Source organism: Acinetobacter sp. Tr-809, from assembly GCF_011753255.1.
In the GTDB taxonomy this organism is placed as follows: domain Bacteria; phylum Pseudomonadota; class Gammaproteobacteria; order Pseudomonadales; family Moraxellaceae; genus Acinetobacter.
Window position 1 is genome coordinate 600,121 of sequence record NZ_VWVZ01000002.1, and the last position, 24,611, is coordinate 624,731.

The window sequence follows — 24,611 nt, forward strand, 5'->3', positions numbered from 1 at the left end:
TGTGAACATGTAAATATTAATAAGGGTCGGTTAAATTTTTTTAAAGGGGGATTGCATAGATTTATTTTTCCACATGTAAGTAATGTAAATTTAGCGTAATTTTTATAGAGAGAAACTTATCTGCTGTTTGTTTATATTTTTGATTTTGTTTGATTATTTAATTCTGATATTTTAAAAAATAAACTCCTTTTTTTTATAAATGGCGCAGGATAAATGTAAAAAATAATTTCATTTTCCACTTTTAACAAAAATGGAAAATGAATCGTTTAAATTTAATGCGTTTATTTAGAACTGGTCTTTCAAACTGCGGATACGTGCAAAATCTTCAGCACTTTCTGTACGTAAAAAGGGATTGGTTTCAAGTTCTAATTCAATGGTACTTGGCAGGGTGATTTGATCTGCTGCTCTTAGAGCTTTGACCTGCTCTAACCGCTGCTGTAATGCCATATTGTCTGGTTCAACGGTGAGGGCAAATTCTGCATTGGCAAGGGTATATTCATGCGTGCAATATACTTTAGTTTGAATAGGTAAGGCAGCCAGTCGATTTAAAGAGTGATACATTTGTTCGGCAGTGCCTTCAAACAATCGACCACAGCCCATTGCAAATAAGGTGTCACCACTAAACAGCGTCTCTAGTTTTTCAATGAAATAAGTAATATGCCCTAGGGTGTGACCTGGCGTCGCAATAATTTCAACGTTTAGATCATTGAAATGAAAGTGATCATCATTTTGTAATGGGTTGGAGATCAGGGAAATTTTACTCAATTCATCGCGTGGACCGTAGACCATTATATTCTGATCGGCGAGTAAACCTTCAACTCCACCTGTATGATCTTTATGCCAATGCGTTAACCAAATTTGCTTCAGTTGCAATTGGTGTTGCTGGCAAAACTCAATGACTAAGCTGGCTTCTGTTGGATCGATCGCAACAACTTCTTGTGTATCTGTATCTTCCAATAACCAAATATAGTTTTTTAAGGCATTTTTTACGTCAATTGCATGAATCTTATAATGCATAGCCGAATCCTAAATCTTTGTTTCATGTGGTTATTGCGGATTGGGTACTCATAGCGAGTGCCTGTTTCTAGTGTAAGTGTAAATGCAATCTAGTGCAAAAGTCGTGTTGATTAGGAGCGCGGCTTAATGACTTTTTAGGGCATATTTTGACAGCAAAGTTCAGTCGATATCTTTATCGTTGACAAGTACCATATTTTCAATGAAGATGAAGTGAATATTAGATAAGTTAATGATTTATATTCATCTTTATTCATATAGAAACACTTAATTAAAGCTAAACAATATCAATAATTAGATTTAATAAGAGAAATACGGATTCTTTGCAATGGGTGATAAGTGATAAATCAGAAGAATAAGAGAGGGAATTATGTCTGAAATGATCGATCATGAAGTGGTCATTATTTTTAAAAAATATTTATATCCGCTCTCTGCCAAGCTTACTGAAATGTTGAATGAGCATTTTAGCCATCAAACTGAACGACGGGGCTGCGGTTACACGCAGGCGACACGTGTTATTGCGGAGTTTGTTTCTCAAGTTCGAGATCCAGTTGGGTTTCAGGACTTACGTATTTTTGAAGAATATGAGACCAAAGCTTTACGTAATATTCTGAATCAAAGTTCGTCTTATGGCTTAGAGTTAGAGACGTGGCGAAATTTAGATATCAATTTAGACGTTCAAAAGTGCTTACAGCGTTTAAATCCAGAAGAGAGCTTTGCGCAGAGCTTACAGCAGCAAGTCGATTTTCAAGCCACACTCAGAAACATTCATCAATATACCCAACTCGAAGAAAGCAAACTGATTTGCCAGTTACTGACTGACATTATCCTGCCTCAAGATGCAAGAAGTCTTGAAATGATTGAGTGTCAGGCCTTAGAGGAAAAACCTAAAGTCGGTTCTTGTCCGATGGCTGAGAAATTCTTTTTACGTATTGCACATCATCGTTTATTACGGCAGGGCGAAATCAATATTTTTGTCGATACACAGCAGCAACCAATCATGATGGAAAAACTGAACATGGGGGATAATCATTCCTGTATCAGTCTGGTGCCTTTGATGATGAATGGGGTGCGTTTACCTGCGGGTAGTTTATTTTCAGCCAGTTATGACATTGAGCAACTCGCTAAGCATAAAAATAAGCAATATAAGGGCTATGTAATTCCAATTACAGCAATGAATGGCTTTTGGTTTTTACGCTTGACCACTTTGGCCGTGTCTCCTGAAAATCGTGCACGTGCTTTTGGTTATCATTTTAAACAACAGATCGATAATGGATTATTTAGACCTGATACAACCGAATTGAGCCAACTCATGGATATTGCCCAAGATCAAATTTATGTAGGACATCCATGCTAAAAGCTTGTTACTCTCCACGCTATTATGCGCAAACGCATACCAATAGTATGGAAAAACTGACCGCTGTCGCGGATGTGTTACGTGCTCAGCAGATGGTTGAACTGATCGATCCAGGCAGTATTGATGTTGAACTGTTAAAGAAATTGCACAATCCACAGTATGTTGAAGCATTTTTGTCAGGACAGTCTGCATTTGCAACGATACAAGGGTTTAAGCCGTGGAATGAGCAGCTTCGGGATGCAATTTTGGCAGTACAGGCTGGACAATTGATTGGGGCTGAAATTGCATTCAAAGAAGGTATTGCTGCCAATATTGCCCAAGGCTTTCATCATGCCAGTTATGAATCCGGTGCTGCCTATTGTACATTCAATGGTTTGGCATTGGTCGCAAAGCAATATCCTGAGAAGCGGATTTTTGTGCTGGATTGTGATCAGCATGGGGGCGATGGGACTGCGATTTTCACCAACCGCATGAGCAATTTGGTGAACTTTGGGATTTTTGGGATTCGTTTTGGTTGTAAGGCTGGTGACCGTAGTCTGACCCGTTATATCCATCCCAAACAAGGCAATTTTGATTTATATCGTGAGGCGATTTTTGAGGCTTTTCAATATGCCTCCCGTTGGGAGACGGATCTGATGATTTATCAGGCAGGGATGGATTGTCATCAGCATGATAAATATGGTTCAAAGTGGTTTAGTACTGAATTGTTATTCGAGCGTGATCGCATTGTCTTTGAAATGGCGAAGAAAATGAAAATCCCTATGTTGTTTGTGTTAGCGGGGGGGTATCAGGCACTGGATGATTTGGTGCCTTTGCATGTAAATACCTTTAAGGCGGCGAATGAAGTTTACTTTGCATAAGCTGATTTAGTGTTGGCCCAAAACCAGAAATAGGCCCAAAGAAATAAAGATTAAACCACCCAATATAGACATAGTTTTTTGGATACTTTGGGATTTATTCATTTTTCTCATGACGAATTCAGCCAGAAAAACGCATACAAGATCTGCAGAAATAAAAATTGTATTCACGATTAAACCTAAAAGGATAAATTGTAGCCAGACTGGTGATTCAGAAGCACTATTGATAAATTGAGGTAAAAATGCGAGATAAAAAATCGCAGTTTTAGGATTTAATACTTCGACCAAGATACTTTCTTTGAGTGTTTTTCCTGCAATTTCCTCTTGAGCAGTGTTTAGCGTGTTGGATGTTGGAGTATCTTTGATGAGTTTAATACCTAACCAGATTAACCAACATGCACCAAGTACTTTAATGATGGTATATAGAACTGGAAATAAGTGAAATAGCGTCGTGAGCCCAACTGCGGCGGCTATGATATGAGCACATCCTCCTATAAAAAGTCCTAAAGTTGCCATGAAACCAGATTTTTGCCCTTTTGCTAAAGTTTGTGCGGCGGTATATAGCATTGCTGGGCCAGGAATATAAGCAAAAATAAACGTTGTAATTAAAAAGGTGGTTAGTATTTCAAGCGATACCATATTGTGCTCTTGCTGGGTTTTTTACTATTATTTTAATAGAGCATTATTTTATAGCATTTGGTCAATTTTTGAGAAAAATAAAAGGAATATATTGAGTTTTCAATATATTCCTTAATCAGGTATAGAATGAAAATTAACGTAATTTAGCCAACCAATCGCCTAGCATTTGCACGAACTGCACCAGTAGCAATAACACGATCACGGTTAAAATCACCACACTGGTGTCAAAACGTTGGTAACCATAAGAAATCGCCAAGTCACCAATACCACCTGCACCAACAGCACCCGCCATCGCCGTCGCACCGATGAGCGAGATCGTACCTGTGGTTAAATTTAGAATCAGAGAGCTACGAGCTTCAGGGATAATAAACTTAAAGATAATTTGCCAAGGCGAAGCACCCATTGCTTGAGCGGATTCGACAATGCCTTCATTCACTTCAAGTAATGAAGTTTCAATTAAGCGACCTAAATATGGGCCGACATAAATGGTTAAAGGCACAATCGCTGCCCATGTTCCAATTGATGTACCTACCAATATTTTGGTTAATGGGATCACAGCAATTAAAAGGATAATGAAGGGAAGGGAGCGTAAGGCATTTACAATCGGATTGAGAAAATAATAAATCGCACGATTTTGTAAGATACCACCTGTACGGGTAACCACTAAGGTAATGCCTTGGATTAAGCCCCAAATGCAGCCAAACAATAAAGAGAAGAACACCATTTGAAAGGTTTCTTGCAGTGCGGTAACAAACTGGTCAATTGAAAGCGAGCTATGCCAAAATGGTGCTGTGACTTGAGTCAGCCATTGTACAATTAAATCTCTCATTGGCTAACCACTCCAGACTGTTCAACTTTCACACCTTGAAGCTCAAGGAACTTTACCGTTTCTTGGATCATAAGCGGGTCGCCCAGCAGTTGGATAAACATTTGTCCAATCACTGTGCCATTAATTTCGGTCATGTTGGCAAATAGGATATTCAAACTGATATCAAACTGCTTAATCGCTGCCTGAATCACAGTTTCTTGTGCCGATGTACCCAAAAACTGCAGGCTATAAATACTATTATGGTGTTTGTGCTCAAGATTATTCAGAATATTGATCGGCAACTGTTGTTGCAAAACGGTTTGAATAAAGGTTTTAGTGGTTGGGTGTTGAGGCTGACTAAAAATATCTAATGTCGGGCCTGTTTCAATCACATGACCGGCTTCCATCACCGCAACATAATCACAAACGGATTCAATCACATCCATTTCATGGGTCACCATCACAATGGTGATATTTTGTTCTTGGTTAATCTTTTTTAATAAAGCCAAAACTGATTTGGTGGTTTGTGGATCAAGTGCTGAGGTGGCTTCATCGCAGAGTAAGATCTTTGGATGATTTGCCAATGCACGAGCAATCCCGACACGTTGTTTTTGCCCGCCTGAAAGTTCGTCAGGGTAGGCATCTTTTTTATGTTTTAAATCAATAAAATCTAAGAGTTCAACTAGTCGTTTTTCACGCTCAGCTTTGCTATGACCTAATAGCTTAAGTGGCATTTCAATATTTTCAGACACAGTTTTGGTTTGAAGTAAATTGAAGTGCTGAAAGATCATGCCGATATTTGCACGTTCTTGACGAAGTGTGCGTGCATCCATTGCAGTAAAGTCTTTTTGATTAATGATGACTTGTCCCTGAGTTGGGCGCTCAAGTAAATTAATCAAACGGATAAGTGTACTTTTACCTGCACCACTATAGCCGATAATGCCAAAGATACTACCGTCAGGGATCTCTAAATTGATCTGATCCAACGCATTGATCGTTTGACCTTTCAACTGATAGTGTTTCGAAATGTTTTTAAATTGGATCATGTTCGTCAATACTATGGCAGAAAAGAAAAAACAGGCAAAATCACTTTGCCTGTTTTATTTGAGGGTATTATATTACGAATTCGCTTCAGTGAGGTAGCTCGTTGGTTTGTTTACGTCAACTTTAGTACCTGCAAAATGTTCTTGAACATATTGCTTGACTGCTTCAGTGTGGTAAAGCGCGCCAACCTTTTGTAACACAGGATCATCTTTACGAGATTCAGCCGTTGCCAAAACGTTTACATTTAACTTGGTACTTTGGTCGATTGGCTCATAGAAAACCGCATCTTTAAGTACGTTTAAACCGCCTTCCATCGCAAGTGTATTACCCAATAAAATCGCATCAACTTCATCTTTAACACGAACTGCTGTTGCCATTTGAATTGGTTTAATCACGATTTTCTTGCTGTTTTCGATAATGTCAGCAGGGGTGCCTTTTACAGGATCAAAGTCAGCTTTTAACTTGATCAAGCCAGCACTTTGTAAAAGTAATAAAGCGCGTGATTCGTTTGCACCATCATTTGGAATGGCAATAGTTGCACCTTCAGCAAACTCTTCAACCTTTTTCACTTTACTTGAGTAGATCCCCATTGGCTCTAAATAAGTGGTTGAAACAGGTGCAATCTTGTCTTTATTTGCAGCATTGAATGCAACAAGGTAAGCATAAGATTGGAATGCATTCAAATCGACTTCTTTATTTGCTGCAGCGGTATTCATTGCAACATAATCAGTGAAGTTTTTAATTTCAAGTTTAACGCCAGCAGCTTTGGTTTCAGGCAAAGTTGCAATATAACGCCAGATATCAGCATCTGAACCAGTAGAAGCAATTACAACAGTTTGTAATGCAGCTGCATCACCTTTTTGTTCGGTCGATGCGGTATCAGGTTGTTTACTGCATGCCGCAAGTAATACAACAGATACACTTAAAAAAAGACTAATCAGCTTTTTCATGTATAAATCCTAATCGGAATAATGTCGAGAAAATCAGCATTTCTCTAGCATTAATGATTGCAATAGGTTTGTATGTTGTAAATTGGCATCGGCCTCAAACAATCATGTCAATTATTCTTGAAGTTTGAACTAGAGTCCTTTCCACAACACTAGAAAAATGAATGAATATTCATGTGCCCACTCTGTATGCCAGAAATGAAAAAAAATGAATAACACACCCTATTTTCTAATCAAATTTGGATTTAGCTGCAATTTGTTTTGTTAGATTAAATATTCTAATCATTTGAAAATAATGAAAAAGAATATGAAGTTAACATAAAAACAACATCTAAAATTGGGGCAATCATATCAACAATTGAGTATGGGTTATAGGGGGAAGGATTGTACTGTTGCGTATAAGAGACTGATTATTTGAAGAAAATTATGTTCAAAGTAAATATAAATGGATGATAGTTTTATGAATTTTTCAAAATATATAAAAATATGCATCAATTAAATAATAAATATATATTTTTCTGAATTTTATATTTAAATAATGAATATAGAAATTGAATTTATGCTATTTAAGGAATAAAAAGCCTTCCGAAGAAGGCTTTTTGATGTGAAGTCGCTTATTCAGCTTTTTCACGTGCAATAGCACGGTAACCGATATCACTACGGTATTGCATCCCCGTAAATGTGACTTGGCCACAAACTTCTAAGGCATTGATTTGCGCTTCAAGCACAGTATCACCCAGTGCCGTCACACAAAGTACGCGACCACCAGCAGTAATAACATGACCATCTGCGCTCATTGCCGTGCCTGCATGGAAAATCTTGGTGTCTTCTGGAGATTGACCAAGACCTGAAATCACGTCACCTTTACGAACTGTTTCAGGATACCCGCCAGCGGCAAGCACGATGCCGATAGATTTGCGCTCATCCCATTCAGCTTCGCTTGGTAAGTTACCTGCAATACCTGCTTCCACTAAATCCACCAAAGATGATTTTAAGCGCATCATGATTGGTTGAGTTTCAGGATCGCCAAAGCGGCAGTTGAACTCGATCACACGTGGTTGACCTTGCTCATCAATCATCAAGCCAGCATATAAGAAGCCAGTATAAACATGACCATCTGCTGCCATACCATCAACAGTCGGGCGCATCACTTCATTCATGACACGTTCAAATACTTCGGCAGTTACCACAGGAGCAGGAGAGTAAGCACCCATACCACCCGTGTTTGGACCTTGATCACCTTCGAAGATACGTTTATGGTCTTGTGAAGTTGCCATTGGCAAGATGTTATTACCATCAATCATACAGATAAAGCTGGCTTCTTCACCCGCTAGGAACTGTTCGATGACAACACGTGAACCAGCATCGCCAAACTTATTACCTGCAAGCATATCGTCAATTGCAGCAAAAGCTTCTTCGTTGCTCATTGCAACGATTACACCTTTACCAGCAGCTAGACCATCTGCTTTGATCACGATGGGCGCACCGTGGTATTCAATATAGGCTTTAGCAGCATCAACTTCTGTAAATACATCATAAAAAGCTGTTGGGATGTTATGACGTTTTAAGAAGTGCTTGGCAAATGCTTTAGAGCCTTCAAGCTGCGCAGCGTACTGGGTTGGTCCCCAGATTTTTAGACCTGCTTCACGTGCAGCATCCACCACACCATTCACTAATGGCGCTTCTGGACCCACAATGACCAGAGCAACATCATTTGCCTTAGCAAATTCAATAATAGCTGGATTGTCTAAAATATCGAGCTCAATATTTTTACACTTGTCTTCTGTTGCTGTCCCTGCATTACCCGGTGCAACGAATACTTGAGTGACTTTTGCATCTTGTGCGATTTTCCATGCAAGTGCATGTTCACGGCCACCGCTACCCAAAACTAAAATATTCATTATTAAGTTATTTCCTTTTTCCGTATTTAAGAATATACCTGTTCAGAATAAAAAAGTCCCCCAGAATCTCCCTCAAACCCCGCTTTGAGAAAGAGGGATGCATGCTTTTTAGTTTGAGTGAAAAAGTAAGTCCCCCTTTTTTATAAAGGGGGATTTAGGGGGATTTGCGTTAGAGACTCAAATCATTTAATGACGGAAGTGACGCATACCTGTGAATACCATAGCGATACCAGCTTCATCAGCCGCAGCAATGGTTTCTTCATCGCGCATAGAACCACCCGGTTGGATAATGCACTTGATACCAGCTTTGGCCGCATTATCAATACCGTCACGGAATGGGAAGAATGCATCAGAGGCCATGACTGCGCCTTCAACGACTAAGCCAGCATGTTCAGCTTTAATTGCTGCAATACGTGCTGAGTTGACGCGGCTCATTTGACCTGCACCTACACCAATGGTTTGACGGTTTTTGGCATAGACAATTGCATTTGATTTCACATATTTTGCAACTTTCCATGCAAAAATAAGGTCATCAATTTCTTGCTCAGTTGGTGCGCGTTTGGTCACAACTTTAAGATCATCTTTGGTGATCATGCCTAAATCTTGGTCTTGAACCAATAAGCCGCCATTCACGCGCTTATAGTCAAGTTGTGCTGCACGAGCATCGATTGCTGGAAGCTCACCGCACACGAGCACACGGACATTCTTTTTCGCGCCGGTGATTTCAAGTACACCATCCGCGATGCTTGGTGCAATAATCACTTCAACGAATTGACGATCTACAATCGCTTGCGCAGTTGCTGTATCTAATTCGCGGTTGAATGCAATGATGCCACCGAAGGCAGATTCAGGATCGGTTGCATACGCAAGATCATAAGCAGCTTTAATGCCATCAAGTGAAACCGCAACACCACATGGGTTGGCATGTTTAACGATGACACAGGCAGGTTTCGCAAATGATTTCACGCATTCAAGTGCTGCATCGGTATCCGCAATATTGTTATAAGATAATTCTTTACCTTGTAATTGCTTCGCAGTTGAAACCGACGCTTCTTTTGCGTTTGCTTCAACATAGAAAGCTGCATTTTGATGCGGGTTTTCACCATAACGTAAATCTTGTGCTTTATTCAGTTGGGTATTGAAGGTACGCGGGAACAGATCTGCTTCGCCTTCAGTTTTGCCAACGCGCGCGCCTAAATAAGATGCGATCATGCCATCGTATTGTGCAGTGTGCTCAAATGCTTTTACCGCAAGGTCGAAACGAGTTTCGTAAGAAAGTGCACCATTGGCTTTTAATTCAGCAACGACTGTGTCGTAATCAGCTGCATTCACGATAATGCCTACTGAAGCATGGTTCTTTGCAGCGGCACGAACCATCGTCGGACCACCGATGTCGATATTTTCAATCGCATCTGCAAGAGAGCAGTTTGGTTTTGCTACAGTTGCTGCAAATGGATACAGGTTTACAATCACCAGATCAATCGGATCGATGTTGTGTTCTTGCATCACTGCTTCGTCCAGACCACGACGAGCTAAGATGCCTCCATGAATTTTTGGGTGTAGTGTTTTTACACGACCATCCATCATTTCAGGAAAACCTGTATGTTCAGAAACTTCTACTACGGCGATATTGTTGTCTTTAAGCAACTTATATGTACCGCCCGTAGATAAAATTTCTACCCCTAGAGCTGCAAGATTTTGAGCAAATTCAACGATTCCAGTTTTGTCTGAAACAGAGATTAAAGCACGTTTGATAGTCATGATTTTAGTCAACAGTTTGAAGTCTACAGATTAAAAATAAAAGGCAAAAAAAATGCCCACGAGAACGTGAGCATTTTATCAATTATTCACTCATTAAACCGTGAGCTTTTAACTTTTTGCGTAAAGTTCCGCGGTTAAGGCCTAAAATCTCAGCAGCACGTGTTTGATTACCGCGAGTATATTCTAAGACCACAGATAAAAGAGGTTTCTCCATTTCTGCTAAAACCATGTCATAAACTTGAGATGGTTGCTCACCTTGCAATTGTGCAAAATAATGACGAACTGCGCGATCTACATGGATGCGAAGAGCGACATCAGATTGAGCCGTAAAAATAGGAGATTTGCTATTCATGCGTGTTAATCCGAAAAATCAAAATATCACTTGGGTAAAGTGATATAAATGTGGTCTAAAATTAGTGAGTCCTGTTTTAGATCCTAAAACAGTGACTCTAAAACAAAAGGACTATTAGCTTGCCACAAATCCTCGAGTTGTGTAAAAAATAAGCGTAACAATAGTTAAATATTTGTTACCGCCTACTTTTAAAAACAAAAAAACCAACAATGCGCTTATTGGATAGAAGCACAGTTCGTTTAACGATTTTATTGTCTATAAATTACGAGGAGTAAGTGGGTCAAGCATTCGTGGCGCGTATCATACCACTGTCAGCGAAAAAGTGAGCAAATTAACTGCACTTTTTTTTGTTTTTTTGTCACTTTTTTGAGCTTTTAGGGCTGTACAAATTCTAAACTATAGTCATTGAAGCTATTTTTGCTTCTTGGAAGGGTAAATTCGAAGCGAAATGGGCTGTTCGATGGAATGCGTTGAATAGTTTTTAAGCTGTCCACTAAATAGTCTTGTGGTTTTAACATAACGTTAAACACCGCATCATCATTTTGTTTGAGTACCACCTTAATAGAAGGAAGCATGACACTATTCTCGTGATGATTCAGAAGCACACCTGAAAAGACAGTCGCGTCTTTTTCTCCACGTTTAATTTTTACTTTCTCAAAACTGAGATATTTGTATTGATCATTGCTGGTTTTGCACGAAAAAATGCCACAAGCATAATTAAAGATCTGATTTAGAGCTGGGCTTTCATGCATCAGTTTCGGGTTGAACCACAAAATTTGAAAAGCAAACACTAGAATCAAAGCAATATTGCCAAGTCCCCAAAGTGTGTAATACAACCAACCATGTTGTTTATCATTATTCTCATGGTCAATTTGTAAGCTATCTTCGGAAAGATTTAAATTGGGTAGGGCAGTAACTGGTTCGGTATTGAAATAATTAAGGTTATTGAGATAGGTCAATAAATCAATATTTGAATTTTCAATTTTTTGATCGAAGATACTCAAAATTTGCATTTGTTTTTCTGCAAATGAGCTATCTGGTTGAATCGAAGAAAAAAGTGAGCGATTGATCGGTGTCGGAAGCGACTCACTTTCAGATTCTAATAAATTGGTTAATGCGTTAAAGTTAATGACGCATTTGGGGCAACAAACCATACCCTGTGCAACACTGAGTTGTGAAAGGGTCACTTTGTACACAGTTGAACATTTAGGGCAGCGGGTTTGTTTTTCACTCATAAGGAACAATATTCTCAAATTGTTGTTTTACGTTTTCCTGAAATGCGACACCAGTTTTCTTCACGCTTTTCGATCTCTAATATATCAAAAAACTGTGAGTAAACACTAGAAACATCAGCAACTTGCTCTTCGATTACACCAGCAAGTGCGAACTCACCCTCATTTTTTAATAAAGTTGAGAATTCAGGCGCAAGCGCCATTAAAGGTGCCGCTAAAATATTTGCGACAAGGACGTCTGCTTGTTGTGATTTAAATTCTTGATCAAACTCTTCTGGTAATCCTACATAAAGACGATCCAGTACACCATTTAATTCTGCGTTTTGTTTTGTAGCGAGAACGGCTTGTGGATCAATATCTGTCGCATATACCTTTTTAGCACCAAGTAATAGGGCTGCAACACCTAAAATACCTGAACCACAACCATAGTCGATCACGATCTTATCTTTTACATCTGTTTTACCTAACCATTGTAAGCATAAGAAGGTACTTGCATGGTTGCCTGTACCAAAAGCAAGACCTGGATCAAGCTTAATATTGGTTGCATCGGCTTCAGGTGGTTCTAACCATTCTGGTACGATCCAGTATTTTTCACCAATTTGAATCGGTTCGTAATAATCCATCCAAGCGCGTTCCCAAACTTGGTTTTCCAAGTATTCATGGCGCATAGGAACGTCTGGAAGTTGTACTTTTAAGAATGCTTCTAGTGTATCTACATCAATTGGGTCATCTTCTTCTTGTTGGTAAATACCGGTTACGATGACTTTATTCCAAAGTGGTGTTTCCCCTGGTAATGGCTCAAGTAAGGCTTGATCTTCTGCATCATCTAAAGTGACACTTACCGCACCTAAGGATAGGAGTAATGTTTCGGTCAGTTCAACTTGATTTTGATCAACAGTAATATGAATTTGTAGCCAGTTCACAGGAAAACCTAAATAAATGTATTTGTGCTTATTGTAATAGATTAGTGCTTGTTAAAGGGATTATAAAATAGACAGATTACAATTTTAAGATGAAATATCCTACGCTAATCGTATCTATTCTATTGTTTTTATATAAAGAAGGTCGTGTTAGACCTTCTTTATCGTATTAATATTTAAGGTGCTGTTTGTTCAACATCAGGTACAGCAGGTGGTGCTGGAGCTACAGGAGGCGCCTCAATCGGTGCACTACTCACTGGTCTAGGCGCTGATTGGGTTTCAGATATGCGACTTTGCGTATCTGCCGCAGTATTTGACGCTGGTGTAGGTGGCTGAAAGGCTAATTTGCCAGCTTCATCTGCTTGACAAGCCCCATTGAAAACAACGCCTTTATATGCAAATGAAACTGGATCACCTTGCTTTTTGCCTTTACAAACCTGCTGATATTTTTTGGTTTGTTGATCCTGCGTTGTTTTGGTATTTGCATGTGCAGCTACACTAAAACATAGGCCACAAATAAGAGATGAAAATAAAAGCTTTGTGTTCATATCATTTTCCTAAAGTATTTGTTATGCACTTTTTAGGATAAGAAACTGAACAGATAAAACAGTGGTGTTCCAGTTAATAGTGATGAATCGCTGTGTGAGCTATAAGAGAAAAATGCAACACAAGGTTTCTTTTTGTATATTCTGTAGTCAGAACAGAGGCTTGGAATCGCCAAGAATATTGATGGTTTTTGCCAATTTAATGGAAAACTCCTGTATAATGCTCTGTCATTTTTTGAATACACATTTACCACTATGCACTATCCTAAAGTTTACGACGTTATCGTAATTGGCGGCGGTCACGCTGGTACGGAAGCAGCACTTGCTGCGGCACGTATGGGAAGACAAACATTATTGTTAACGCATAATATTGAGACTTTGGGGCAGATGAGCTGTAACCCAGCGATTGGTGGTATTGGTAAATCACATCTTGTCCGCGAGATCGACGCACTCGGTGGTGCAATGGCACTTGCTGCGGATAAAGGTGGTATTCAATTCCGTATTCTGAATTCTCGTAAAGGTGCGGCTGTGCGTGCAACACGTGCGCAAGCGGACCGTGTACGTTATAAAGCCGCAATTCGCGATACTTTAGAAAATCAAGCGAATCTGGATATTTTCCAGCAAGCAGCAGACGACTTGATTGTTGAAGGCGATACAGTTAAAGGCGTTGTGACCCAAATGGGTATTCGTTTTGATACCAAAACAGTGGTATTGACGACAGGTACTTTCTTGGGTGGTGTGATTCACGTTGGTCTACAAAATTCAAGTGGTGGTCGGGCAGGTGATCCACCATCGATTGCATTGGCTCATCGTTTGCGTGAGCTTAAATTGCCTGTCGGTCGTTTAAAAACAGGTACACCGCCACGTATTGATGCACGTAGTGTTGATTTCTCTGTCATGACACCACAACCGGGTGATTTCCCATCACCAGTGATGTCATTTATGGGTGACGCGTCGATGCACCCTGAACAAGTGAACTGCTATATCACGCATACCAGTGAAAAAACCCATGAAATTATTCGTGGTGGCTTAGATCGTTCACCAATGTATACCGGTGTGATCGAAGGTGTCGGTCCGCGTTATTGCCCATCGATTGAAGACAAAATTCATCGTTTTGCTGATAAAGATTCACATCAAGTTTTCTTGGAGCCAGAAGGTTTAGATACACATGAGTTGTATCCAAATGGTATCTCGACTTCTTTACCTTTCGATGTGCAGTTCAATTTAGTGCGTTCAATTCGTGGTATGGAAAATGCGCATATCTTGCGTCCAGGTTATGCCATTGAATATGACTATTTCAATCCACAAGCATTGAAATTCACGCTTGAAACTAAAGCAATCCAAAACTTGTACTTTGCTGGTCAGATCAATGGTACAACAGGGTATGAAGAAGCTGGTGCGCAAGGCTTACTTGCAGGCTTAAATGCTGCTCGCCGTGCGTGGGAACAAGAAGAATGGACACCAAAACGTGATCAAGCCTATATGGGCGTATTGGTCGATGACCTGATCACTTTGGGTACCAAAGAACCGTATCGTATGTTTACTTCACGTGCGGAATACCGTTTGATGTTACGTGAAGACAATGCGGATCAGCGTTTAACTTCAATTGGTCGTGAACTTGGTCTTGTTGATGATGAGCGTTGGGCTGCATATAGCGAAAAAATGGAAGCAGTTGAGCGTGAAACCTCTCGCTTACAACATTTATGGGCTGCGCCAAACAACCCAATGGGTAAAAAATTCGTTGAAATGACGGGTGCTGATCTCAGTAAAGAATGTAGTGCGATTGATTTGTTGAAACGCCCAAATATCAACTTTGCTCAAATTGCTGAATTAACGGGTTCAGAAGTATCTGAACATGTGGGTGAGCAAATTGAAATTGCGGTGAAATATGAAGGCTATATTAATCGTCAGCATGAAGATGTTGCACAATTAAAGCGTCTTGAAGAAACCAGAATTCCAACTGATTTTGAATATGATGGTATTTCAGGTTTGTCGCGTGAAATTACCTTGAAGTTGAAAACAGTTCGTCCTGAAACCTTAGCACAGGCAAGCCGTATCCCTGGAGTAACACCAGCAGCAGTACAATTGTTGATGATTACGATCCGTAAAAACAATATGGCGAAGAAGTCAGCGTAATTATTGCTGTTTCAATCAAAATTGATGTGAAAAACACCCTTTTTAACAAGGGTGTTTTTTCTTGTGTATCGTCCGATAGACGATATTTGATCGTAGGAGATAGGTGAATGAACAATTGGATAATTTTATTCATTGCTATTACTGCGGAAGTGATCGCAACCTCTGCCTTAAAAAGTAGTGAAGGTTTTACCAAACCTGTTGCTTCTATCGTGGTTGTAGTTGGCTACGTAGTTGCATTTTATTGTTTGTCTTTAACCTTAAAAACAATTCCTGTAGGCGTTGCTTATGCGATTTGGTCTGGTGTCGGGATTGTGTTGATTACCACCGTGGCTTGGTTTGTATTTGACCAAAAGCTGGATGTTTGGGGGATCATTGGGATTGTCTTGATCATGAGTGGTGTACTGATCCTTAATTTACTGTCTAAAACCAGCTCACATTAACTTTCCAATAATAAAAAACCGAGCTGTTTTTAGCTCGGTCTTAAACTAAGTTTTCAGAGTTAAATTATCGACCTGCGAAATCAAATATGCCATTTAAGGTAATACTATTGTTGACTTCATTTGCAGGATTGTTTTTAGAGGTCAGAGCTGTATTTTTAAAACTGATTTTGTTTTTCTCGATGTCGTAGCTAAGCCCTGTACATGCTTGAGTATAACCGCAACTATATTCGTATTTGGAATGATCTGATAATAGGCCAGTTGAGGGATCCTTACTTATTCGAGTATCTCTGAAATCGATTTTCTCAATTCTATTATTGCGGATTTTGACTTGAAGAGCATTATTTCCAAACTGCTGTCTATCATGGTTAATGACATCAAAATATAGTGCAGGCTGAACAAAGTTGAAGCTATTTTCATTTTTAAGAATAGCTGAAATTTGAAGTTTTGTACTTGGTATATTGACAGTTACTGAACCATCGAGTTGCACATGAGCAGTAGGGCAATCTTGCTGAATTGGGAAATTAGGCAAATTTGGTGGGGCGTCCTTTTTATCATTATAGATTGCCTGCTTAAATGCTAACGTAATATTGTCTGCATTTATAGTTGGTTGAATCGTTGTTATATCTTTAATAGGGAGTGTAGATGTAATTGTATTACAGAGTCCAGAAACACCAAATAATGTTTCAGTTGACAGTTGAGAGTGTTGAGCGCTGTTGTTTTCAATACCAGTGCTAAACTGAGCTAATTTTAAACTGCTGTCTATGCCATTATTTACATGGGTACTGAATAAGATAATTTTAGTTTTTGGGTCATAAACTGCGCCCATTAAAGAATTGGGTTGATGATTTGCAGATATATTAAATTGACTAGTTTTTCTGATATTGTTAAAAGTCTGTGGTGCTGTAGATAAAGAACCAGTAAGTTGCCCATTCAACGTTATATAGCTTCTTTCGGTAAAAAATTGATTGATTTGATTATTTTCTGGTGATAGTTGGACGATTGATGAGTTTGGTAGTTTCGTATTATGAAAATTAATTTTGCTATAGCCTGTATGATCATCAAAAGTAAGCTCAATACCTTTGCAAAGCTCAAAGAAGAAAGAGTTTGCGCAAGCAAAAAAGTTTTTATTTAATAGGTTGTAAATGTCTGTTTTTAAATAGTTCTCCCCAATCGAAACATCCAATACTTTCTTTAAGATTGGGTCATAATTAATATGTAATGTTTTATTTATATCATTTTTATCAAAATTGTAGCTTAAAATAATTGAATTACTTCCACTGTCAAAATGATGTGTAACTGAATATGCGTTTACTTCATCATTCTGATTACTACTTCTATTTGAAATTTGAATGATCGGATCTGCATCTTTTTGCAAACTTAAAGTACTTTGAAACTCAGTTGTAAAGGGTGTTAAGACTGGGGTAGTGTCTTCAGTTATTTTGCTATCATTTCTATCCCCACCACCACAAGCTGAAAGTATAACTGCTGTGGTTAAAATGGTAATACAAGATTTAATCTTTAACATTTTTAGTTTTCTACATGGATTATTTTAGAGAGGAATAATATCTATTAATGATGTTCTTTCAAAGTGTTTTAAATAGTTTTTGTGATTAAAGCCCAATCAAAATGATTGGGCTCAGTTGGAGGCACAAGAGGATATTTATAACGCTACCTCAATCCCTTGTTTTAAATTCTGTTGATCAAATTGCGTATTGGCATCAATTTGAGCATAGGCTTTCGGTAATAACCGACGTGCTATGCGATTCACTCTTTTTTCCAACCACTTCGGCATGTTGATCGCCAATGGATTGGTTTCCGTGACCGATACATTGGTCATGACTCGCGTTCCCATAATGTAATCAAACCATGGCTTGGTCACACACCAGTTCGCATTTTGGTTACTGGTCATGTGATGGTCATAATGCCAAGGAATTCTTTTTTTAGCATATTCTGGGTCTAGATGTGATTTGGCATGCACCTTCCAATAATTCCAAAGACCATAGTACAGACCCGCGGTAAAGAACGGTGCAACCGGCAGAAAAATCGTGGATGCAGCAGCTAAGCCGATGAGTGCTGATTTCTCATTGTACATTTCAGCGTTTTTAAACATCGACTCAGCATAGCCTTCATCATGAAAGCCATTTAAGCGAGCACGTTTGTGATGAGCAATATGGGTAAAGAAGGGGCTGTTTCTATTTTTGCTTGGAAATTCATGTAACCATACTTTGTGGAAGTACCATTCCATACCATTTGCAACAAAAACACCTACTGGAAAACCGATCATGCTGGATTACCTCGTCTAACATAGATCGGATTTTAAAAAGAGAAGGGCAAAAAGTTTTGACTGATCTGACAGTTTTAAGCTGCCTATCCAATCAATTTAAGCCTGTTTACGTTGTCGATATGCTGTAGGTGTCTCTCCAGTCCAGCGTTTAAATGCTCTTGAAAATGCTGAAGGTTCGGAGAAACCTGTGAGATAAACGATTTGATCAATACTTTCCTGTGTCTGGGATAGTAAGCGACGGGCAAGGCGTTCACGATAATGTGCAATAACTTTTTCGTAGCTGGTATTTAACAGTTGTAGATCTGCTCTTAAGCTACGAGTGCTACGTCCCAAATACCCAGCAATGATGTTTTGATCAAACTCTCCAGACTCTAATAAACCACTGGCCAAGATTTTTTCGATTTCGTTTATAAGCTGGTGCTTGTTTAATAGCTCAAGCTGTGAGGCAGCATGATGTTCATGTACTTTTAACAATTCAGGTTCATGTGCAGCAGAGGGTGTTGTTAATTGTGCTGAATCAAAGCAAATGTAGCCATTATCTTGACCGAGTTTGACAGGACATCCCCATATTTTCTGATATTCCTCTTGATCTGCTCCGTTTAGAAACGGCAAACCGATTTCAAGTGGTGTAAATGTTTCGTCACTAATATATTTAAAGAAGTTAAGCAGAATGCCGATTGCACATTCCAGATAATGCCGAACAGGATGATTTAGACCTGAAATATAAGCAGTATTATCTTCTTTGATTTTTAATTCAAAAGACATGGCGTCAGTGAGTAAGGCCTGATATCGAATGGTTCGTTTGAGGCCTTCCCCAAATGTTGCACTACTCAGAAAAAGATATTCAATCACTTGTCCGCGAAAGGGTGGGACATTGTGACCGACGTGCAAACCAATATCAGGATCATCACTAATTTGTTCTGCTGCTTGCCAAAAGCGTTGCTGTGTGGCGTTGTCACGACGTACGAATTTATCAGGTGGCTGATCAGGTAAATGAACACGGGCAAATATGGCAGCGGCATCTAAATTCATTTTTTGCATGGTTTGATAAACCATCCATAAAAAGATGCCTGCATCACTGGTTTTTTTTGAAGTCATAAAACAAGGTAAGTACGAGTTTTAAAACAATATACGCTGTTATTTTTAAGATAGAAATGGATTGCAACTAAATCAGAAAGGGGAAAGGTACTTATACGCTGATAAGTACCTTGATCAAAAGGCTTATTCAGTCACTTCAACGGTCACGCTGTATGTATAAGATTGAGCGATCGGTTGTTTGGTGTTGTCGGTATTCGTTTCAGGATAAGCGGTGGTAATGAGATAAATACCTGCTTCATTGAATTTCACTTCAACTTCACCTTTGGCGTCAGTTTTGACATGCGGTTGATCACGTTTTGCATTGGGTTGGTAACTGCTGGCACCTTTAAACACATCAACTTCTAAATTTGGAACAGGTTTACCATCCATGAGCACCTGTGCTTTAAAGGATTCACCCGCATAGAGCTCGTTTGGATGGGTAATAAATTTAAATTCAAAGCCTTTATTGGTCACTGTAGGTACAGCACTTGGTTTACCCTTAGTGATAAAACTTTCAGCAATATAAGTGTTGATGGTTTGAGCCGTTTTTGCATTTGCAGGAATTTGGTCTTCAGCAATAAAACGAGGTGGTTGATTTGCTGGTGCTTGCGGCGCTTTTTGCTCTGCATTATTACCTTGTGGCGGCATCGGGTTTGCATTCGCAGGGCGTTGAGGGCGAACACGTAACCAACGACCATCAATCAATGCATATTTCGTTGGGTTGCCAGTCGCATTTTGCGTGCGAAGGCGATAGGTGCCATCCGTGGTTAAATTGACTTCAGCGATATTGAATTTTTTTAATTCTGCTGCTGCTTTAATGATCTCAGTTTTTCCTTCTGGCGTCGTAACCTGATAATCTGTTTTAAAGTTACGGCTTGGAACAAAGAATTTTTCTACAGTGATTCCACTTTGAAAGCTGACGTTATCTGCTTTGCTGTCGAATACTTCTGGCAATAAAAAAGGGCTTGCTGTGTGAGCAAAACTGAATGTTGGTAGTGCAGAAAATAAGGCAACAGTAAGCAGGTGGCGCATGAAGAATTCCTTAAAAGAGAAATAAACAAAAATGCAAAAGAATTGCTACAATCTACTTGATAACGAGTATCAGTTGCAATATTATTTCGATAAATTTTTAATCGTTTTTAAGCCATTAGACATCTAAAGATGAACACGTTATTTTTCTCCCTAATGTGTATCTCAAGTGAATGTAATGTTTTTGATTTTATTGAAAATAAAATGATTTCACTTTCATGTTCTTTTGGCTGTAATTCAAGCGTGAGACCAAGCCATTTGCTTTTATAAAGTGCATGTATTGGCTTAGGTAAATCTGAGAAAAGGAACCTTAACGATGTCATCAACGCAACAAGTTTTTCGTCCAATTCAAATCATATTTCGTTTATCACCGTTGATGGCAGCCATTGCTGTATTTATGTCGCCAATTACCGTAGCACAGGCCAATGAAAGCAGTGTTAAAGATTCTCAGATATTACAGGCTCCAATTCAGACGCCAAGCTATAGTTTTCATCAAGATCATATTTTAGGAACCTCTTTAGATGTTGTTGTAACCACTGCACATCAAAAAGATGCAGAAAAGGCATTACAGGCAATTCAGAACGAAGTAGCACGTTTGGACAAGATTTTATCGGTGTGGCGTGATGACAGTGAAATCAGTCAACTCAATCGTGAACAACAGATTGTGGCTTCCCCTGAGCTGTATGAAGTGATTGCTGCTTGTGAGCAGTGGCGCAGTGCAACCTGTGGAGGTTTTGATGCACGTTTAGGTCAGCTGATTCAGCTTTGGGAAAACAGCAATCACGTGCAAAGTCTGGATGATCAAACCCAAGAAGCTTTATTACGCCAGTTAAAGACACAGAGTATTGAGTTAAATCCAAAAACCAAACAGATTAAGCTTGATTCAGCTGTCAAAATTGCACCAGATGCATACGCAAAAGGCTATGTAATTGATCGTGCCCTGATTGCCGCTAAACAAGCCGTGCCGCATTTACAGGGGATTTTGATCGATATTGGTGGTGATATGCGAGTGTGGGGGCAATCACCACAACAAGCGGGCTGGAAAATTGGTATTCAAGATCCGAATGAACGCTTTGATAATACCGCCCCAACACAGGTTTTAAATATTAAAGATCAAGCTGTTGCTTTTAGTGGGCAAGGTTATCGTTCGTTGGCAGGCCAATCGCATTTGCTTAATCCGCAAACAGGTATGCCAATTCAAACCGTAGAGCAATGTGTCGTCGTAGGGCAGTGCGCTGCAGATGCGGATGCTTTGGCAACGGCTTTAACCGCAATGTCGCCTCAGGAAGGCATGCAGCTGATTGAACAATTGGTTGGTTTTGAAGCGCAATTGGTGGCGACTGATGGCAGTCGTTATCAAAGCTCAGGTTGGTCTACACTTTTAGATGCCAATCAACCTGCGATCATGCGACATGTAGCAGCTAATGGTGCCGCAACGGCCTGGCCTAAAGGTTATCAGGCTCAAATTGAAGTGAATATTCCAAAACTTGCCGTCGATAATTATCGCGCACCTTATGTTTCCGTTTGGGTGACTGACAGCGATAAAAAATTAGTTCGCACGCTTGCAGTTTGGGGCAAAGATGAGAAGTGGCTGAACTCAAATTATGTATGGTGGCGTCGTTATGGCCGCCAAATGCCAAATTTAGATGCAGTGGCTAAGCCATCACGTCAACCAGGACAGTATCGTTTGGCTTGGGATGGTAAAGATGAAGCAGGCAAAGCTGTGGATGCAGGTAAATATTTAATTCATATTGAAACCTCTCGCGAGCATGGCGATCATTCTTATCAAAGCTTTGAGTTAGAGGTTGGCCCTAAGCCTGTAACAAAAACACTTCCTGCACAGGCCGAGATTGGTACGCTGAAATTAAACTTCCAACGTGGTGCTTAATAAAAGGCCCTACTTATTTACGAGGCTTATCTCTTGTATCAACGTCGTGATTTTTACCGCCATGCACGCTATGTGCATGGCTGGCTCTCTGCATTTGCTTTCATCGCACTGATTTTTTTTGCTGCAACTGGGCTATTTCTGAATAATCCTGATTGGTTTAAATCATCTAATGATGAGCAAATAACGAAAATTACGTTGCCACCAGCCTTTGTGAGTGCAATTCAGAAACAAGAAAATCCAAGTCAGGTGATTCTGGATTTTGTTCGTGACAAGCATTCATTGATTGGGCGCTATAAAAGTAGTGAAGTGATGGATGGGGAGGTGATGATTCGTTTGGAGAGTCCAGCAGGTTCAACAGATCTTTGGGTACTGATGGATCAAGGTGAAGTTGAAATTACCCAAAAACCAGCAACCACTGTGTCTTTATTGAATGATTTGCATCGTGGTAAGAATGTCGGTGCAACATGGCATTGGTTCATTGATATCAGTGCGATCATCATCATTTTATTGTCCCTCGCTGGCTATATTTTATTTCTCACTATTAAAACCCGCTTAATTACGCATTTGCTGCTCACAGCAGGCAGTCTAGCGGCAATTATTTTACTCATTTGGTTTGCCATTTAAGGTGACATCATGACTCAGGCTGTGCTGATGGTTATTGCTATATTGGCAATATTATTGAGTCTGCATCTTTTTGTCATTGCGTGGCTATATTTGCAGCAAAGAAATTCAAAATCATCGCTACAATCGCATCCCTCTTATTTGGTGGTCTATGCCAGTCAGTCTGGACATGCTGAAATCTGGGCGAGGCATACCGCTGAACAATTACGTTTAGTTGATGATCAGATTGTGGTTAGGAATATTCAAGATCTGAGTATTAATGATTTAACTGAACAACAGCGAATTTTATGGGTGGTCAGTACCTATGGTGAAGGGGATGCACCTGATAGTGCACAATCCTTTGTGAATAAAGCTTTTACTCAAGGCTTGGATTTATCCCATTTATCTTTTGCAATATTGGCATTGGGAGACCGACGCTATGCTAACTTTTGTCAGTTTGGGCAGCGATTAGAACAGTGGTTAGTTCAACAACAGGCACATGCTCTATTTGATACAGTTTTGGTAGACCAGCTGAATAGCCGTGATTTGGAACAATGGTTGAGTAGTTTAGAGCAACTGACCTCGATGCAATTCAGTGATTTAACCCATTCTGAGCAGATGCTGCAATTAAAGTTTGCACATCGGCAGTGTTTAAATAAAGGCAGTATTGGCGAACCTATTTATAAAGTTCAATTGATTGGTGATGAAGATTTGGTCTGGTCATCAGGTGATATTTTAGAGATCCAATGCGAAAACAATCTGGATGATATTGAGGCGTTTTTGCAATCTCAACAACAACAGATTACTTCTGAGTTGACCATCCAATTAAGCACCCTGAATTTAAGGAAATTACCAACCAAAACAGAGCAATCTTTTGAGCAGTGGATGGCACAATTTGAGTACTTACCCAAACGTGAATATTCCATTGCAAGCTTGGCTGAAAATGGTTTTATCGAGTTAGTTGTCAGGCAGCAACATACGGAAACAGGTCTGGGTTTAGGTTCTGGCTGGCTGACACAAAGCTTGCAGCAAGACCAAATTTTACAGGCTCATATTCGTCATAATCCAAGTTTTCATTTGCCGCATGATGCAAGGCCTTTGATCTTGATTGGAAATGGTACGGGGATTGCGGGTTTGCTGGCACATCTACGTCAGAGAGAGCATTGGGGTTATAAGCAAAACTGGCTGATTTTTGGTGAAAGACAGCAGCAATTTGATCATCTTTATCAGACGGAAATTCACTATTGGCAGCAACATGGTTTTCTCGATCAAGTCGATTATGCATTTTCGCGTGACCAAGCTGAGAAAATCTATGTACAAGACTGTTTAAAAGCTCAATCCGCTCGATTACAGACTTGGGTTGCACAGGGTGCAGCAATTTATGTCTGTGGTAGCCTCAAGGGAATGGCGGGTGGCGTTGATCAGGCATTAAAAGAGGTTTTAGGGCTTGATTTGGTGGAGCAACTCAAACAGGAACAACGCTACCAGCGAGATGTTTATTAATCAGATTCAGCTAAAACCAGTGCTTTAATCTTGCTGGCTTTTTCAAAGTGATCCAGTTGATGTTGCATGATCCACCATTCAGCCGCCTCCATGAGAAGTTCAGGATTATCATTTTTATTGGCAAAGAAAGCATAAAATGAAAGTCCTACATTGCTACCTTTCTTGGCGATTTTTTCATCGCAGACCTGTATGATTTTGGCTTGTAATTCGGCTTTCATCTAGTTGTCTCAGGGGCTAATCAGAGTTGGGGGATCATAGCATCCTAAATATAAGTGCT

23 protein-coding genes are annotated in these 24,611 nt (G+C 39.6%); 7 read left to right on the top strand and 16 right to left on the bottom strand.

The genetic code is table 11. From position 1 onward, the window contains the following. Positions 1-285: 285 nt before the first annotated feature. Positions 286-1,017 (bottom strand): hydroxyacylglutathione hydrolase, encoded by a 732-nt coding sequence (gene gloB / locus F3J02_RS06840; RefSeq protein WP_167248283.1) that lies wholly within the window; start codon positions 1,015-1,017, stop codon positions 286-288. A gap of 367 nt (positions 1,018-1,384) precedes the next feature. On the opposite strand from gloB, the gene F3J02_RS06845 reads away from it, so the two are divergent. After that, positions 1,385-2,371: a hypothetical protein gene (locus F3J02_RS06845; protein ID WP_167248284.1), complete on the top strand. Its 987-nt coding sequence runs from the start codon at positions 1,385-1,387 to the stop codon at positions 2,369-2,371. Further along, the gene (locus F3J02_RS06850; protein WP_167248285.1) at positions 2,365-3,231 is read left to right on the top strand and encodes a histone deacetylase; all 867 of its coding nucleotides are present in this window, start codon (positions 2,365-2,367) and stop codon (positions 3,229-3,231) included. Before F3J02_RS06845 ends, F3J02_RS06850 begins: the two co-directional genes overlap by 7 nt. Before the next feature lie 6 nt (positions 3,232-3,237). Here F3J02_RS06850 and F3J02_RS06855 read toward each other — a convergent pair whose 3' ends face one another. The 10 genes from F3J02_RS06855 to F3J02_RS06900 all read right to left on the bottom strand — a co-directional run bounded on the left by F3J02_RS06855 (position 3,238) and on the right by F3J02_RS06900 (position 13,380). Further along, positions 3,238-3,867, bottom strand: coding sequence for a LysE family translocator (locus tag F3J02_RS06855; protein ID WP_167248286.1), 630 nt, complete (start codon positions 3,865-3,867; stop codon positions 3,238-3,240). Positions 3,868-4,000: 133 nt separating this feature from the next. Then, positions 4,001-4,696, bottom strand: a complete 696-nt coding sequence (locus F3J02_RS06860; protein WP_167248287.1) for a methionine ABC transporter permease — start codon at positions 4,694-4,696, stop codon at positions 4,001-4,003. Beyond that, positions 4,693-5,721 carry a methionine ABC transporter ATP-binding protein gene (locus F3J02_RS06865; protein ID WP_167248288.1) on the bottom strand — a complete coding sequence of 343 codons (1,029 nt, stop codon included), beginning with the start codon at positions 5,719-5,721 and terminating at the stop codon, positions 4,693-4,695. The genes F3J02_RS06860 and F3J02_RS06865 overlap by 4 nt, the downstream gene beginning before the upstream one ends. A gap of 72 nt (positions 5,722-5,793) precedes the next feature. Next, the gene (locus tag F3J02_RS06870) at positions 5,794-6,669 is read right to left on the bottom strand and encodes a MetQ/NlpA family ABC transporter substrate-binding protein (RefSeq protein ID WP_167248289.1); all 876 of its coding nucleotides are present in this window, start codon (positions 6,667-6,669) and stop codon (positions 5,794-5,796) included. A gap of 611 nt (positions 6,670-7,280) precedes the next feature. After that, complete coding sequence (gene purD, locus F3J02_RS06875) at positions 7,281-8,567, bottom strand: phosphoribosylamine--glycine ligase (RefSeq protein ID WP_167248290.1); 1,287 nt, start codon at positions 8,565-8,567, stop codon at positions 7,281-7,283. A 186-nt stretch (positions 8,568-8,753) separates the two neighbouring features. Beyond that, on the bottom strand, positions 8,754-10,328 hold the full coding sequence (gene purH / locus F3J02_RS06880; protein ID WP_167248291.1) for a bifunctional phosphoribosylaminoimidazolecarboxamide formyltransferase/IMP cyclohydrolase: 1,575 nt from the start codon (positions 10,326-10,328) through the stop codon (positions 8,754-8,756). A gap of 82 nt (positions 10,329-10,410) precedes the next feature. After that, on the bottom strand, positions 10,411-10,680 hold the full coding sequence (gene fis, locus F3J02_RS06885; RefSeq protein ID WP_001086304.1) for a DNA-binding transcriptional regulator Fis: 270 nt from the start codon (positions 10,678-10,680) through the stop codon (positions 10,411-10,413). A gap of 374 nt (positions 10,681-11,054) precedes the next feature. Further along, positions 11,055-11,915, bottom strand: coding sequence for a DUF3426 domain-containing protein (locus F3J02_RS06890; RefSeq protein WP_167248292.1), 861 nt, complete (start codon positions 11,913-11,915; stop codon positions 11,055-11,057). Positions 11,916-11,929: 14 nt separating this feature from the next. After that, the gene (gene prmA / locus F3J02_RS06895) at positions 11,930-12,835 is read right to left on the bottom strand and encodes a 50S ribosomal protein L11 methyltransferase (RefSeq protein ID WP_167248293.1); all 906 of its coding nucleotides are present in this window, start codon (positions 12,833-12,835) and stop codon (positions 11,930-11,932) included. Positions 12,836-13,008: 173 nt separating this feature from the next. After that, positions 13,009-13,380, bottom strand: a complete 372-nt coding sequence (locus F3J02_RS06900) for a hypothetical protein (RefSeq protein ID WP_167248294.1) — start codon at positions 13,378-13,380, stop codon at positions 13,009-13,011. Between the two features lie 252 nt (positions 13,381-13,632). Here F3J02_RS06900 and mnmG point away from each other — a divergent pair, with 252 nt between their 5' ends. Further along, positions 13,633-15,513 (top strand): tRNA uridine-5-carboxymethylaminomethyl(34) synthesis enzyme MnmG, encoded by a 1,881-nt coding sequence (mnmG, locus tag F3J02_RS06905; RefSeq protein ID WP_167248295.1) that lies wholly within the window; start codon positions 13,633-13,635, stop codon positions 15,511-15,513. A gap of 107 nt (positions 15,514-15,620) precedes the next feature. After that, a complete protein-coding gene (locus tag F3J02_RS06910) occupies positions 15,621-15,953 on the top strand; it encodes a DMT family transporter (RefSeq protein ID WP_167248296.1) in 333 nt (110 codons plus the stop codon). A gap of 64 nt (positions 15,954-16,017) precedes the next feature. On the opposite strand, the gene F3J02_RS06915 is transcribed toward F3J02_RS06910, so the two are convergent. From F3J02_RS06915 to F3J02_RS06930, 4 genes are all read right to left on the bottom strand, one after another. Continuing rightward, positions 16,018-17,478 carry a hypothetical protein gene (locus F3J02_RS06915; protein ID WP_167248297.1) on the bottom strand — a complete coding sequence of 487 codons (1,461 nt, stop codon included), beginning with the start codon at positions 17,476-17,478 and terminating at the stop codon, positions 16,018-16,020. A gap of 135 nt (positions 17,479-17,613) precedes the next feature. Beyond that, positions 17,614-18,237, bottom strand: coding sequence for a sterol desaturase family protein (locus tag F3J02_RS06920; protein ID WP_167248298.1), 624 nt, complete (start codon positions 18,235-18,237; stop codon positions 17,614-17,616). A gap of 96 nt (positions 18,238-18,333) precedes the next feature. Then, the gene (locus F3J02_RS06925) at positions 18,334-19,335 is read right to left on the bottom strand and encodes an AraC family transcriptional regulator (RefSeq protein ID WP_167248299.1); all 1,002 of its coding nucleotides are present in this window, start codon (positions 19,333-19,335) and stop codon (positions 18,334-18,336) included. Positions 19,336-19,458: 123 nt separating this feature from the next. After that, positions 19,459-20,346: a DUF4198 domain-containing protein gene (locus F3J02_RS06930; protein ID WP_167248300.1), complete on the bottom strand. Its 888-nt coding sequence runs from the start codon at positions 20,344-20,346 to the stop codon at positions 19,459-19,461. Between the two features lie 313 nt (positions 20,347-20,659). On the opposite strand from F3J02_RS06930, the gene F3J02_RS06935 reads away from it, so the two are divergent. Genes F3J02_RS06935 through F3J02_RS06945 form a run of 3 tightly spaced genes read left to right on the top strand, consistent with a single transcriptional unit; the run spans position 20,660 to position 24,334 of the window. Next, a complete protein-coding gene (locus tag F3J02_RS06935) occupies positions 20,660-22,231 on the top strand; it encodes a DUF2271 domain-containing protein (RefSeq protein WP_167248301.1) in 1,572 nt (523 codons plus the stop codon). A gap of 33 nt (positions 22,232-22,264) precedes the next feature. Then, a complete protein-coding gene (locus tag F3J02_RS06940; protein WP_167248302.1) occupies positions 22,265-22,855 on the top strand; it encodes a PepSY-associated TM helix domain-containing protein in 591 nt (196 codons plus the stop codon). Between the two features lie 9 nt (positions 22,856-22,864). Further along, the gene (locus tag F3J02_RS06945) at positions 22,865-24,334 is read left to right on the top strand and encodes a sulfite reductase subunit alpha (RefSeq protein ID WP_167248303.1); all 1,470 of its coding nucleotides are present in this window, start codon (positions 22,865-22,867) and stop codon (positions 24,332-24,334) included. Here the strand turns inward: F3J02_RS06945 and F3J02_RS06950 are convergent. After that, on the bottom strand, positions 24,331-24,552 hold the full coding sequence (locus F3J02_RS06950; RefSeq protein WP_167248304.1) for a DUF6500 family protein: 222 nt from the start codon (positions 24,550-24,552) through the stop codon (positions 24,331-24,333). The genes F3J02_RS06945 and F3J02_RS06950 overlap by 4 nt on opposite strands. Positions 24,553-24,611: the final 59 nt, after the last annotated feature.